Source organism: Sporosarcina sp. P3, assembly GCF_002743415.1.
GTDB lineage: Bacteria > Bacillota > Bacilli > Bacillales_A > Planococcaceae > Sporosarcina > Sporosarcina ureae_A.
Genome location: NZ_PDZE01000001.1, coordinates 21,850 through 35,245 on the forward strand (window position 1 = coordinate 21,850; position 13,396 = coordinate 35,245).

General features: G+C 42.4%; 20 protein-coding genes. 19 read left to right on the forward strand and 1 reads right to left on the reverse strand.

Going from position 1 to position 13,396, the window contains the following annotated elements:
* Nucleotides 1-14 precede the first annotated feature (14 nt).
* From CSV61_RS00110 to mtnN, 9 genes are all read left to right on the forward strand, one after another.
* Nucleotides 15-287: an IreB family regulatory phosphoprotein gene (locus CSV61_RS00110; RefSeq protein ID WP_083035713.1), complete on the forward strand. Its 273-nt coding sequence runs from the start codon at nt 15-17 to the stop codon at nt 285-287.
* Entirely contained in the window at nt 284-703 is a 420-nt protein-coding gene (ruvX, locus tag CSV61_RS00115) for a Holliday junction resolvase RuvX (protein WP_099637632.1), read from the forward strand. The genes CSV61_RS00110 and ruvX overlap by 4 nt, the downstream gene beginning before the upstream one ends.
* 13 nt (nt 704-716) lie before the next feature.
* A complete protein-coding gene (locus CSV61_RS00120; RefSeq protein ID WP_083035717.1) occupies nt 717-1,007 on the forward strand; it encodes a DUF1292 domain-containing protein in 291 nt (96 codons plus the stop codon).
* Nucleotides 1,008-1,127: 120 nt separating this feature from the next.
* A complete protein-coding gene (gene mltG / locus CSV61_RS00125; protein ID WP_099637920.1) occupies nt 1,128-2,237 on the forward strand; it encodes an endolytic transglycosylase MltG in 1,110 nt (369 codons plus the stop codon).
* A gap of 24 nt (nt 2,238-2,261) precedes the next feature.
* On the forward strand, nt 2,262-2,897 hold the full coding sequence (locus CSV61_RS00130) for an O-methyltransferase (protein WP_099637633.1): 636 nt from the start codon (nt 2,262-2,264) through the stop codon (nt 2,895-2,897).
* A 29-nt stretch (nt 2,898-2,926) separates the two neighbouring features.
* Nucleotides 2,927-3,562, forward strand: coding sequence for a uridine kinase (gene udk, locus CSV61_RS00135; protein ID WP_083035720.1), 636 nt, complete (start codon nt 2,927-2,929; stop codon nt 3,560-3,562).
* A gap of 218 nt (nt 3,563-3,780) precedes the next feature.
* Nucleotides 3,781-4,257, forward strand: coding sequence for a transcription elongation factor GreA (gene greA / locus CSV61_RS00140; protein WP_083035722.1), 477 nt, complete (start codon nt 3,781-3,783; stop codon nt 4,255-4,257).
* 101 nt (nt 4,258-4,358) lie between these two features.
* The gene (locus tag CSV61_RS00145) at nt 4,359-5,072 is read left to right on the forward strand and encodes a DUF1510 family protein (RefSeq protein WP_158233735.1); all 714 of its coding nucleotides are present in this window, start codon (nt 4,359-4,361) and stop codon (nt 5,070-5,072) included.
* A gap of 72 nt (nt 5,073-5,144) precedes the next feature.
* Nucleotides 5,145-5,837, forward strand: coding sequence for a 5'-methylthioadenosine/S-adenosylhomocysteine nucleosidase (mtnN, locus tag CSV61_RS00150; RefSeq protein WP_083035726.1), 693 nt, complete (start codon nt 5,145-5,147; stop codon nt 5,835-5,837).
* Nucleotides 5,838-6,058: 221 nt separating this feature from the next.
* Here mtnN and sigK read toward each other — a convergent pair whose 3' ends face one another.
* Nucleotides 6,059-6,757, reverse strand: coding sequence for an RNA polymerase sporulation sigma factor SigK (gene sigK / locus CSV61_RS00155; RefSeq protein ID WP_083035728.1), 699 nt, complete (start codon nt 6,755-6,757; stop codon nt 6,059-6,061).
* A 155-nt stretch (nt 6,758-6,912) separates the two neighbouring features.
* Between sigK and CSV61_RS00160 the strand changes: the two genes are divergently transcribed.
* The 10 genes from CSV61_RS00160 to CSV61_RS00205 all read left to right on the forward strand — a co-directional run bounded on the left by CSV61_RS00160 (nt 6,913) and on the right by CSV61_RS00205 (nt 13,206).
* Nucleotides 6,913-7,428, forward strand: a complete 516-nt coding sequence (locus CSV61_RS00160; protein WP_099637635.1) for a YqeG family HAD IIIA-type phosphatase — start codon at nt 6,913-6,915, stop codon at nt 7,426-7,428.
* 2 nt (nt 7,429-7,430) lie between these two features.
* On the forward strand, nt 7,431-8,531 hold the full coding sequence (gene yqeH / locus CSV61_RS00165) for a ribosome biogenesis GTPase YqeH (RefSeq protein ID WP_199173560.1): 1,101 nt from the start codon (nt 7,431-7,433) through the stop codon (nt 8,529-8,531).
* A gap of 22 nt (nt 8,532-8,553) precedes the next feature.
* A complete protein-coding gene (gene aroE / locus CSV61_RS00170; protein WP_099637637.1) occupies nt 8,554-9,375 on the forward strand; it encodes a shikimate dehydrogenase in 822 nt (273 codons plus the stop codon).
* A gap of 2 nt (nt 9,376-9,377) precedes the next feature.
* On the forward strand, nt 9,378-9,668 hold the full coding sequence (gene yhbY / locus CSV61_RS00175) for a ribosome assembly RNA-binding protein YhbY (RefSeq protein ID WP_099637638.1): 291 nt from the start codon (nt 9,378-9,380) through the stop codon (nt 9,666-9,668).
* 10 nt (nt 9,669-9,678) lie between these two features.
* The gene (locus CSV61_RS00180; protein ID WP_083035737.1) at nt 9,679-10,257 is read left to right on the forward strand and encodes a nicotinate-nucleotide adenylyltransferase; all 579 of its coding nucleotides are present in this window, start codon (nt 9,679-9,681) and stop codon (nt 10,255-10,257) included.
* Nucleotides 10,238-10,810: a bis(5'-nucleosyl)-tetraphosphatase (symmetrical) YqeK gene (gene yqeK, locus CSV61_RS00185; protein WP_099637639.1), complete on the forward strand. Its 573-nt coding sequence runs from the start codon at nt 10,238-10,240 to the stop codon at nt 10,808-10,810. Before CSV61_RS00180 ends, yqeK begins: the two co-directional genes overlap by 20 nt.
* Before the next feature lie 3 nt (nt 10,811-10,813).
* Nucleotides 10,814-11,158, forward strand: coding sequence for a ribosome silencing factor (rsfS, locus tag CSV61_RS00190; RefSeq protein ID WP_083035740.1), 345 nt, complete (start codon nt 10,814-10,816; stop codon nt 11,156-11,158).
* Nucleotides 11,155-11,895, forward strand: a complete 741-nt coding sequence (locus CSV61_RS00195) for a class I SAM-dependent methyltransferase (RefSeq protein ID WP_099637640.1) — start codon at nt 11,155-11,157, stop codon at nt 11,893-11,895. Before rsfS ends, CSV61_RS00195 begins: the two co-directional genes overlap by 4 nt.
* A 107-nt stretch (nt 11,896-12,002) precedes the next feature.
* Complete coding sequence (locus CSV61_RS00200; protein WP_099637641.1) at nt 12,003-12,629, forward strand: helix-hairpin-helix domain-containing protein; 627 nt, start codon at nt 12,003-12,005, stop codon at nt 12,627-12,629.
* A 13-nt stretch (nt 12,630-12,642) separates the two neighbouring features.
* The gene (locus CSV61_RS00205; RefSeq protein WP_083035746.1) at nt 12,643-13,206 is read left to right on the forward strand and encodes a ComE operon protein 2; all 564 of its coding nucleotides are present in this window, start codon (nt 12,643-12,645) and stop codon (nt 13,204-13,206) included.
* Nucleotides 13,207-13,396: the final 190 nt, after the last annotated feature.

Consider the following 13,396-nt stretch of genomic DNA (forward strand, 5'->3'; position numbering starts at 1 on the left):
GCGGGGTGTCGAGTATGAATTCGTCCGATGAAACGATGAAGTTTAACTTTCCTGAAGAGTCGATGGAGGAAGAAGTCAAAACAGTCATGCTCCACGTTTACAAATCATTAGAAGAAAAAGGTTACAACCCAATTAATCAGATGGTCGGCTATTTACTATCTGGAGATCCAGCCTACATTCCACGACACGAAGACGCACGCAGTCTGATTCGGAAACTGGAACGAGACGAAATTCTAGAAGAATTAGTCAAGTTCTATATCCGAGAAAACAGAGGGAATACAAAATGAGAATTATGGGCTTGGATGTGGGTACGAAAACCGTAGGCATTGCGATCAGCGATAGTCTTGGTTGGACAGCCCAAGGAATCGAAACGATCAAAATTGATGAGGCGGTAGGTTCTTTCGGGATGAAACGAGTTAAACAGCTGACAGAAGAATATGCGGTGACGGAGTTTGTCGTCGGGTACCCGAAGAATATGAATAATACGATTGGGCCCCGTGGGGAGGCGTCCGAACAGTACGCGGAAAAGTTACGCGAAAAGTTTGGACTACCTGTCGTTTTATGGGACGAACGATTAACTACCATGGCTGCTGAACGCGTTTTAATTGATGCAGATGTCAGCCGTAAAAAACGTAAATCCGTCATCGATAAAATGGCAGCTGTTATGATTTTACAAGGTTATTTGGATTCACAAAAAAATTAGAGGTGATTACACAATGGAACACGGACAAGAGACAATGACAATCGTAGATGAGAACGGCGAAGAGCACGTATGTGAGGTAATTTTAACATTTGATTCAAAAGAATATGAAAGATCTTATGTGCTTTACCACATTTTAGATGGCGAAGAGAGAGACGATGACGAGGAAGTTGAAATCCATGCATCCGCCTTTATTCCAACTGAAGAAGGACAAGACGGTGGATCACTTCTTGAAATCGAATCCGATGAAGAATGGGATATGATTGAAGAAGTATTGAACACATTCCTTGAAGAAGAAGACGAGTAAGCGATAATATCATGGGACGGGCGGAATGGTGCTGACCGTTCCGTCTTTTTCATGGACTGATCTTTAGTGGAAGAAGAGGTGAGGCTTGTGGAAAAAGAGCCCCAGAGAAAAAAAGATGTCATGTTTGAACGCATGTTAGAACAGAAGGAAGAAGTGAGGACCGTTAGAAAAATAGTGTTTTGGATTGTAGCAGTTGTATTAGTTGTTGGGATAGTTGGAGGCTTTTCGGCCTATACATACATAAAAAGTGCGTTAGAGCCTGTTGATCCGGACTCGGAAAAAATAGTAGAAGTGGAAATTCCGATCGGTTCAGGTTTGGATTTGATTTCAGAAAAACTAGAAGAGTCAGGTATTATTAAGAATGCACGGATCTTCAAATACTATGCAAAAGTAAATAATGAAGCAGACTTTCAGGCTGGAACGTATGGTTTAACGCAGGCTATGACGCCAGATGAATTGATTAAGAGCCTAAAAACAGGCGTCGTCTATCGCACGCCGGAATTTACATTAACCATTCCCGAAGGTTTAACAATTGATCAAATTGCAGAAAGAACAAGCGAAAAGACGACGATTACGAAAGAGCAGTTTATGGAGTATGTGACGAATGAACAAGTCATTCAAGAATATATAGCCAAGTATCCAGAAGTTATTACAGAAGAAATTCTTAATGAGAATATACGCTACGCACTAGAAGGCTATTTATTCCCTGCTACGTATCCATTTTATGAGGAAAAGCCTACAGTTAAGGAAGTAGTCGATACGATGGTGGATGCCACTGTGCAAAACGTCATACCATATAAGGCGTATTGGGCGGAAGAAGGCAAGGACCGTTCTGTTCATAAAATGCTAACATTTGCTTCACTGTTAGAAAAAGAAGCAACTGAGCAATCAGATCGCGATACAATTGCGAGCGTCTTCAATAACCGTATTGAACAAGGCATGCCATTACAGACCGACCCAACCGTTTTATATGCACTTGGGGAACACAAAGCCCGTGTCATGAATGAGGATCTGAAAGTGGATCATGTCTATAATACGTACAAAAATAAAGGATTACCGCCAGGTCCGATTGCGAATGCTGGAACTGCTTCGATCCAAGCAACAGTAGAACCATCGAAAACTGGATACTTGTTCTTCTTGGCTGATAAAGATGGCGTCAATCACTTTGCTAAAACATATGAAGAACACTTGAAAAACAAAGCAGAATATATTGATAGCCAGCATAAATAATAGGTCGTAAAGGGGGAAGTGAATATGACGGACTACCATACGTATATTCGTCGCTTTGTAGAAGAAAAAGAGCCCCTCATCGTAGAGATGGAGCACTACGCTGCAGAGCATCGTGTGCCCATCATGGACGATACAGGTTTATATACGTTGATCGGCCTGCTGCAAATTCAACAGCCGAAACGCATTCTTGAAATCGGAAGCGCAATTGGCTATTCAGCTATTCGATTAGCGCAAGCTTTTCCCGACGCTGTCATTTATACAGTCGAGCGTGACGCAGAACGGTATGAGAAAGCGGTCGAATATATTGAACGTAGTGGACTACAAAAGCGTATTACCATCATTCGTGATGATGCACTCGAGTTAGATGAAAACAAGTTACCAGAAGAACCATTTGATACGTTGTTCATCGATGCGGCAAAAGGCCAATATCGAAAGTTCTTCGATAAATATAGCCCGCTCATCGGTCGTTCAGGTGTAATTTATTGTGATAATATGTTTATGCATGGTATGGTGCTGTTGGAAGATGCAGATATACCAAAACGCAACCGGACGATGATTCGAAATTTGCAACAATTCACGAGCTGGGCGATGCATAACGATGACTATGAAACGTCTTTAGTACCAATAGGTGATGGAATATTAATAGCTGTGAAAAAGTAACAAACAGTAGGCTACAAAGGGGAATTGCTGTGAAGAAAAAACCTGTTGTGATTGGGATTACCGGTGGTTCAGGCTCCGGTAAGACAAGTGTCACAAAAAAGATACATGAAGTATTCCAAGGTCATTCGGTCGTTGTAATTGAGCAAGACGACTATTATAAAGACCAATCACATCTAGCGTTTGAAGAAAGATTGAAAACGAATTACGATCATCCATTGGCATTCGATACCGACCTACTGATTCAACATATTCATCAGCTGATCAATAGACAGGCGATCGAAAAGCCGACATATGACTATACTTTGCATACGCGTTCGGATGAAAAAGTACTGGTCGAGTCACAAGATGTCATCATTCTTGAAGGAATCTTAGTACTAGAAGATGAACGCTTGCGGGATCTTATGGATATTAAGCTATTTGTTGATACGGATTCTGATATACGCATTATTCGTCGGATTTTACGAGACATTCATGATCGTGGACGTACAGTGGATTCTGTCGTCGAGCAATACGTAACCGTTGTGCGTCCGATGCATAACCAGTTCATTGAACCGACAAAAAAGTATGCTAATATAATCATTCCCGAAGGCGGAGAGAACGAGGTCGCTATCGATTTGATGGTAACGAAGATCAAAACAATTCTTGCTTCTGTTGACGAAGTATAATATGATGATGACATAATTTTAAATTAATTCAGCATCCGCCAGTGATTGTATAAGTAAACTAGGATGCGCGCAAGACAAGCAAGGGCTTTTTTCGTTCAGATCAGAGTGAGGAACGAAGTAAAGTATAGTCAAAACTAAAATAGTTCCGCTATGTCACATAATTGAAGTTTGTGTGACATAGTATTTTTTATGAACAGACATATGAGGAGTGTTAGTACATGGTTTCAGAAAAGAAATTCCCAATGACAGCTGCAGGTAAAGCAAAGCTAGAAGAAGAACTAGAGTATTTGAAAACGGTTAAACGTGTAGAAGTAGTAGAACGCATCAAAATTGCACGTAGTTACGGTGACTTATCGGAAAACTCCGAGTACGATTCGGCAAAAGAAGATCAAGCATTTGTTGAAGGAAAGATTTCTTCTATAGAAGGAATGATTCGTAATGCGGTCATTATTACAGAGGATGAATTGAATACGGATGAAGTACATTTAGGCAAGACAGTTACTTTTAAAGAAATTCCTGATGGTGAACAAGAGACGTATACGATTGTTGGTTCTGCTGAAGCGAACCCGATGGAAGGTCTGATTTCGAACGACTCTCCAATTGCGAAAGCACTAATTGGTCGAAAAAAAGATGAAATAGTTAAGATTCAGACTCCCGGCGGTGAAATGTCAGTAGAAATTCTCGAGATAAAATGACACATGTACCGTCTTCTCACTAGCAGAAGACGGTATTGTGATTTTTATTTCATTCCACCGTTGTGTATGTGTTTCATTTCATAGTAAGGGAGATGTCTAATATGGCAGATCAAGATCCGAAATATTCGAGAACATCAAGAAAGCAAGGCAGTAAAGCTAGCAAAGTGAATAGAGCGTTGAATATTTCGATTGGTGTAGTGGTTTTTCTCATTGCAGTGGTTGCTATAATCTTTATCACGGGTGATGACGAGAAGGAAGAAGTGGCAATTGACAAGCCCGAACAATCCACGCAGTCCGATACAGCTCCAATTGAACCAATCGTTTTAGAAGATGAGGACAAGTCTGAAACTGAAGAGGCGGAGCCGGAAGAAGCAGATGATGCTGAGGTCCAAGCTCCTGAAGAAAATAACGAAGTAATAAATGAAGTGGTTGAAGAACCGGAAGCGCCAACAGCAGAAGAACATAAAAAGGAACATTCAAAACAGGACAAGCCAAAGAAAGATACTTCGTCGGATTCCGGCAAGAAAGTCGTGGTAAATCCTGACTGGAAACCTATCGGAACCAAGCAAACAGGCGAGCATGTGTCGAAGTATGATGGTCAGTCTGATGACTGGCATGAGAAAAAGAAAGCTATTTCTTATGCGACAGGCATGTCTGAAGATCAATTGTATTTTGATCGTATTCAAAACGGCGGTAGTCCTCAAAAATCAGAAGGGATTGTCCGAAGTACAGATAATTCCAAGAAATTCAAAGTGTATCTTGAATGGGTGGATGGCCAAGGTTGGAAACCTGTAAAGATGGAAGTATTGAAGTAAGCGAATCAACCTACCGATGTGCTGCGCAATAGGCAGCACATTCTAGTAAGTGAAAAAGAGGAGAGGGCGTACATGAAAATAGCAATCGTTGGTGCAATGGAGGAAGAAGTTGAAATATTACGCAGAGAAATCGGAATTGGAAAAATCACAACTATTGGAAACTGCGAGTTTATTGAAGGAAAAGTAGGCAAGCATCAAGTAATCGTGACGAAGAGTGGCATCGGAAAAGTAAACGCTGCCATGGCAACCGCGATCTTGTTGCAAAACTACAAACCTGACGTAGTGTTAAATACAGGTTCTGCAGGTGGAACTAATCCTGAACTCGAGGTTGGCACGGTTGTCATATCTGATTATGTCCTGCATCATGACGTCGATGCTACTGCATTCGGCTACGAGTTAGGCCAAGTGCCACAACTTCCTGCAAGCTTTCCTTCAGATTCACAACTGATCGATTTTGCTAAAGAAGCTGTAATGGAGTTAGATACATATACACATGCCGTAGGAACAATTGCATCAGCTGATACTTTCATGGCTGATCCTGAAAAAGTATTACAAGTTAAAAGTAGATTCCCTCGCGTAATCGCTGTCGAAATGGAAGCGGCCGCTGTTGCGCAAGTCTGTTATCAATTCAACACGCGATGTGTGGTCATCCGTGCGCTATCTGATATTGCCGGGAAAGAATCTACTGTCAGTTTTGATGAATTTTTACCGCTGGCTGCCAAACACTCGTCACAGATTGTTTTGCGCGTCATCTCGAAACTTTGATCGTTCTATGATAAAATGTCTATGTAGACAGACTAGCAGTTCGTTTGGTTGAGAGGAGGGACATTCAATGGAATACTTAATGGGTGGAGTATTTATCGTCACAGCCCTATTGGCAGTAATTATTTTACGTGAGGTTAAAGCTGACTGATAATAGAAACAAAGCGTTTCCGATGTGCGGGGGGCTATGGCCCTCTGTTGCATAATCGGAAACGCTTTTTGTATTATTGATATTCGTGCTTGAACGATTGGTACAATTTGACGATTGCCCGTTTCTCGATACGTGAAACATAACTCCTAGAAATGTTTAGTTGCTCGGCAATTTCTTTTTGTGTCATTGGCTGATCGTCTAGCAAGCCATAGCGTCTTTGAATGATTTCCAGCTCGCGTGAATCGAGCTTATCCAAATGACGGTAGAGACGCTCTTTTTGTTCATTTTGTTCTACAGTTGTTTGTGGGGGTATGTCGTTTGTTTGAAGGAGGTCTGCGATTTCTAGGGATTGGCCATCTTTATCCATGCCGATTGGTTCGTAGAGGGACACATCTTTTTGTACCTTTTTCTGTGTTCGTAAATACATAAGAATTTCATTTTCAATACAGCGTGCAGCATACGTTGCAAGCTTCGTTTTACGATCTGGCGTAAAGCTGTTGACGGCTTTCATCAGACCAATCGCTCCTATAGAAATATAATCATCAAGTAGTTCGTGCTTTGGCTGGAACTTCTTGACGATATGAGCGACCAAACGCATATTGTGTTCAATAAGTTCATCACGTGCACTTACATCGCCTTCAGCTAATCGTTTCAGGCACTCTGCTTCTTCTTTCTTGGATAACGGACGAAGGAAAGCTTGCCCTCTGATATAACCGATTAGCGCGGGGATCTCTAACCATAATTGCATGACGGCCAGGAAAAACCCGCTCATATGACCACCTCCGATTAGTAGTAGTTTACTCTATGCAAAAGACAGATGGTCTACCACTGACAAGAAAAGCGATAAAATCAGACATAGTTGTGCGTGCATGCTACACAACTATGTTATAATCAGACGAGAATTTGTTGTAGGGCGGAGAGGATAATGTGTTAAATCATTTTTTACCGAGTGCTTATGTAAAATCCGTATTACTGATCAAACCAGAAGACCTTCTGGAAAATGGTTTTAAGGGTATTATTACAGATTTAGATAACACACTCGTTGAATGGGACCGTGCGGATGCTACGCAAGATATTGTGGCGTGGTTTAAATCTATGCGCGATGCCGGTTTGCAAATTACAGTTGTTTCCAATAACCATATAGAACGCGTCAGTCACTTTTGTGATCCATTGGGCATCCCATATATTTGCGAAGCACGGAAGCCGATGAAAAAGTCATTTCTTCAAGCACTTGCTACATTAGGCTTGCCGAAAGATGAAGTCGTCATGATTGGCGATCAATTGCTAACGGATGTCTTAGGTGCGAATCGGGTAGGGCTGAAGACGATATTAGTCGTCCCTGTAGCCAGTTCCGATGCGACGATTACGAAATTTAACCGTGCGATTGAACGACGGATTATGGCAAGGTTTAAAAGAAAAGGATTACTTACGTGGGAGGACTAAATTTGGAATTGATCAAGTGTATTGGATGCGGTATTACCATCCAAACAACGGATAAGACAATGGAAGGCTATGCGCCACCAGCTTCATTGGAAAAAGAAGATGTCATATGCCAGCGTTGCTTTAAATTACGAAACTATAACGAATTACAGCCAGTGTCCTTATCAGGAGACGACTTTTTAGCAATTTTAAATGGAATTGGTGAAAAACAAGGCTTGATCGTAAAAGTGGTAGATATTTTTGATTTCAACGGCAGTTGGATCAATGGCTTGCATCGCTTTGTAGGCAAGAAAGATATTTTATTAATTGGTAACAAGGCAGATATCCTGCCAAAAGCGATTAATCCGCAGCGAGTGAAAAATTGGATGAAAGCGGAGGCTGCAAAGCTAGGTCTGAAACCCATCGATGTATTGCTCGTTTCCGCTGTAAAAGGCAACGGCATGAGTGATGCGCTCGACGCGATTGAGAAGTACCGTAAGGGCAAGGATGTCTACGTAGTCGGTTGTACGAACGTAGGAAAATCTACTTTTATTAATCGAATCATTAAAGACGCGACCGGTATGCAAGACGTGATTACGACGTCTTACTTCCCTGGGACCACTCTTGACGTAGTAGAAATTCCACTAGATGATGGGAAAATGCTGATGGATACACCTGGTATTATCAATGATCATCAAATGGCCCATCACTTAGATCCGCATGATTTGAAGTTGATTACGCCGAAAAAAGAACTGAAACCGAAAGTCTATCAGCTGAATGCTGAACAGACATTATTTATAGGCGGACTGGCACGTTTTGACTTCATTCAAGGCGGACGTTCCTCTTTCAACATCTATGCAGCAAATGGTTTACCGGTTCACCGGACGAAGTTGGAAAATGCTGATGAATTGTACAAAAACCATTTGGGCGACATGTTATCTCCGCCTGGACCCGCATCACTTGAGAAGTTGCCGTCACTTGTGCGTCATGAATTTTCAATTAAAGAAGCAAAGACGGACTTAGTGATTTCAGGACTTGGCTGGATTACAATTCAGCACGCCAATGTAAAAGTAGCTGTACATGCACCAAAAGGTGTGAATGTCGAAGTCAGACCTTCATTGATTTAAGAAGGACAGGAGGAAAGACCAAATGAAAAAATGGTATGCGGTAATAGGCGACCCCATCGCGCAATCGATGTCACCGGTCATGCACGATCAGTGGTTTAAAGAAAACACAATGGACGCAACGTATATACCGATTCATGCAACAGCGGGAAGCTTGGAACAGACGATAACCAGTTTGCGTTCACTCGGATGTAGTGGTTTCAACGTAACGGTACCTCATAAGCAAGTGATTCTTCCTTTCCTTGACGAAGTGGACGAATCGGCAACGGTTATGAATGCGGTGAATACAGTGTATCAAACAGATGAGGGTAAACTCATCGGTGCGAATACCGATGGAGCGGGTTTCGTGAAGTCGTTGGAAGAGTTTTCGGACGCAGTTACAGGCTCTGTCTTACTTATTGGGGCTGGCGGCGCAGCTAGAGGCATCGCCTTTGCACTGCAATCAGCTGGCTATGGACCTCTCTATTTCACGAATCGGACCGCTTCAAGAGCCGCAGAATTGGCAGCGGATATGAAGGATGGGCATGCGATTTCTATCGAAGACGCGGAAAATCGTCTCGGTGAGTTTGGACTTATAGTGCAAACCACATCAGTCGGTATGAACTTTGCACAAGAAGGAATACCGCTTGATCCAAAGAACGTTGCAAGCGGTGCAATAGTCGCGGACATTATTTACAATCCGCTCGAAACAGAATTTTTACGACAAGCAAAACAAGCAGGAGCTAAGACGATGAACGGTGTAGGAATGTTCGTTCATCAAGGAGCCCTCGCTTTTGAAAAGTGGACAGGCGTCTATCCTGACACGAAAAAGACAATCGATATGATTACAATGAAAGTTGGCGGGTAAACATGTTAACAGGTAAACAAAAAAGATTTTTACGTAGCGAAGCACATCATTTGGATCCATTATTCCAAATTGGAAAAAGCGGTTTAACTGAAGCGATCCTCGTGCAAATTGACGAAGCGCTTGAAGCACGTGAATTACTTAAAGTAAACGTACTTCAAAATTGCGACGAAGACAAAAATGAAATTGCCGAAAAAATCGGTGCATATAAAGGTATTCACGTAGTCCAAGTCATCGGTAACACAATTGTTTTATATAGAGAATCGACAGAGAAAAAACGCATACAATTACCGTAAGGAGAATCAGATGAAACGAATCGGCATTTTGGGCGGAACTTTCAATCCGCCACACACTGGACATTTATTGATCGCCAATGAAGTGCGTTACGCACTGCAGTTAGATGAAGTATGGTTGATGCCTACTGCAGTCCCGCCACATAAGATGGCGATAGGCGATGCGACAGCCGAACAGCGCCTGCAAATGGTGAAACTGGCGGTAGATGAAGTGGATGGCTTGCGTGCGTCGTCATTTGAAATTGAACGTGGCGGAGTATCTTTTACATATGATACGATGGCACAACTCGTACAAGACGAAGCGGATGTTCACTTTCATTTCATTATTGGTGGCGATATGATCGATCAGTTACCGACATGGTACCGGATTGAGGATTTACTTGATATGGTGACATTTATCGGAGTAAAACGTCCAGGTGCTGATAACGCTTCTGCAATTCCGGTACAATTGGTAGAAACACCACAACTTGATTTGTCATCCACATTGATCCGCCAACGTTTTGTAGAAGGAGGAACCGTGCAGCTTTTGATTCCCCCGGCTGTCGAGGCTTACATTCGAGAGGAGAGATTATATGGATCTTCAACAAGTTAAAAATGACCTAGAACAACGCTTACCTAAAGCGCGTTATGAACACGTATTGCGTGTCACAGAAACAGCGAAGAAACTAGCTGAAGAAGTGGGTGTGTCAGTAGAAAAAGCGGAGATTGCTGGTCTTTTTCATGATTATGCCAAGTTTATGGATAAAGACGAATTACTCGACTTACTAAAACGAGACGAAGAATATGAACTTTATGCACAATATCACGCAGAATTATGGCATGCACCGGTTGGAGCTATGCTGGCTAAAGAACGTTATGGAGTAGAAGATCACGACATTTTGCAGGCCATCCGTTTTCACACAACGGGACGTGCAGAAATGAGCGAGCTAGAAAAAGTGATCTATATTGCTGATTTAATCGAACCAGGAAGAAAGTTTCCGGGTATCGAGGAGTTACGTCAACGTATTGACGGAGAACCGCTGGAAGATCAAATGACGGAATGCATCCAGCACACATTTAAATTTTTAGTTCAGCGATACGCAGTCATCTTTCCGCATTCATTTGACTGCTATAATGAACATGTACGTAGAAGAAAGGAACAGTGAAATATGCCGACATTATTGGAATTAGCTTATGAAGCAGTAGATAGTAAGAAAGCAGAAGACATCGTAGTATTAAATATGGAGGGCATCTCACTAATTGCTGATCAATTCATCATTTGTCATGCGAACTCTGAGAGACAAGTGCAAGCCATCGCACGTGAAGTAGCGGATGTTGCTTCTAAAGAAGGCTACACTGTGAAACGTTTGGAAGGATTCGACGCAGGCCGCTGGATCTTAATCGATCTTCTAGATGTAGTCGTTCATGTATTCCACAGAGACGAACGTGGATTTTATAACTTGGAAAAGCTATGGGGAGACGCACAGTTACTAAACGTTGAGGATGAACTATGAGTTCTTCCTATTCAGCGTTCGCATCTATTTATGACGAACTAATGAATGATATCCCGTATGACGCCTATGTCGAGTTACTCGATTTGGCGTCTGCTGGCGTTGTAGGGAAAAAAATATTGGATATAGGTTGCGGAACGGGCTTACTTTCTGCCATGCTGGCGAAAAAAGGGGCACACGTTACCGGCGTTGATCTTTCCGCTGATATGCTGGAGGTCGCATCGCATCGCGCACAGTCACTTTCTTTAGATATTCAGTTTATCGAACAACCTATGCAACGACTGGAAGTGGAAGATACATTTGATGCGGCCGTTATCTCAATCGATTCATTGAATTATGTACTAAAGCAGCAAGATGTCATAGAAACGTTCCGCCGGATTTATGGCGTACTTGCTACAGGTGGCGTGTTGCTCTTTGATGTCCATTCAATAGGTAAAATGGATGAAATCTTCCTGGAAGGACCTTTTGTCTTTGATAATCGACGCATTGCATATATTTGGCAAACGGCCCCAGGAGACGAGAATCACTCAATTTATTCCGAGCTAGCGTTTTTCGTAAAACAAGAAGATGATTCCTATCAACGTTTTGACGAAGTACATATGCAACGATCATTTGCCGTACCGGACTATGTGCAAATGCTTGAAGAAGTTGGCTTTCATATTGAACGGATTTTTGCGGACTGGGAAGATGAAGCACCTGAAGAAGAGAGCGAAAGAATATTTTTCCAAGTTCGAAAATAGGGCTACCATAGTATTTCGGAATCAGGTATAGTAAATAGGACTCCATACGGTGCTGAAAGAAAGGGTTGTAGCTTATCCGTTCATTCCTTACCGAAAAATGGCGTACATTGATCATTCCTATTGCAGCGTTCGCTGTACTTTCCACTGTTTTGTTCTTTCCCCGAGAACAACCGGATCCACTTTCCGAAGAACAGGGACAATCCCTATTTGAACCAATCGAATCTAGTGAAATTGCTGAACAAAATATTGAAGTGGAAGCGCCTGTCGAATTAGTAGCAGAAGCTGTCTCCGTCGCTATTTTAGTAGACGTGAAAGGTGCTGTGAAACATCCTGGACTTTATTCGATGCAAGATGGCGACCGATTGCTTGATGCGGTCGACAAAGCAGGAGGCTACACAGAGGCCGCTGACACGAAGTTATTGAATCATGCGCAAAGACTTCAAGATGAATCTGTCGTCTATGTACCGATCGCAGGAGAAGAGCCACCGGTATACGTGCAACCGGCTACAGCGGCATCTTCATCATCTGACAGTTCCACTTCAAAAGTAACCATTAATACAGCGAATGAAAGCGACTTTCAGACGCTTCCTGGCATTGGCCCAGCAAAAGCTACGGCAATAGTCCAATACCGTGAAGAGCACGGAGCTTTTTCACAATTGGACGAAATCAAGAATGTGTCAGGTATTGGCGACAAGACATTTGAAAAATTAGAACCATATATTATTCTTAACTGATGGAGGCAACCGTATGGAGCGAATTACTTGGGATCAGTTCTTCATGGCGCAAAGTCATTTGCTGGCGATGCGCAGTACGTGCACGCGACTCTCGGTAGGATCCGTTTTAGTACGCGATCAACGCATTATTGCTGGCGGCTACAATGGTTCGATATCGGGTGGAGACCACTGTATCGAACACGGCTGTTATGTCGTCGATAATCATTGCGTCCGTACGATACACTCAGAAATGAACGCATTGCTGCAATGTGCTAAATATGGCATACCTGTTGCAAAGGCAACGATTTATGTCACGCACTTCCCGTGTTTACAATGTAGTAAGGCATTGATTCAGGCCGGTATTGAACGCGTCAAATATGCGAAAGATTATCGAAACAGCGAGTATGCACTCGAGCTATTTGCGCAAGCAGGTGTGGAAATTGAAAAAGTACCGTTTGATGAGCGTTCAATTGACTTCGCCAGTGAAGAGAAATTTTCCTTATTCAACGAGATGTTGACGAAAATGCAGCAACTTGGCGCTGAACCTGAAGAACTGGATACCCTTTTGCAAAGGGTGAATCATTTATTTGGCAATTAATCCGATCGATACGATGGATGTATATAGCGATTCCTGTTGCGATCTCTGCATTTGCAGCTGAGCTTTCAGGATCGCTTTTATTTTTACATGCGCTATTCCTCATACCCTTCTACTTTTTACGCAAAGATTATCTACACCTCTTTCTTTGCACACTTCTAGCAAGTCTCTCTTTTTTCTATTTCTCCAGTCA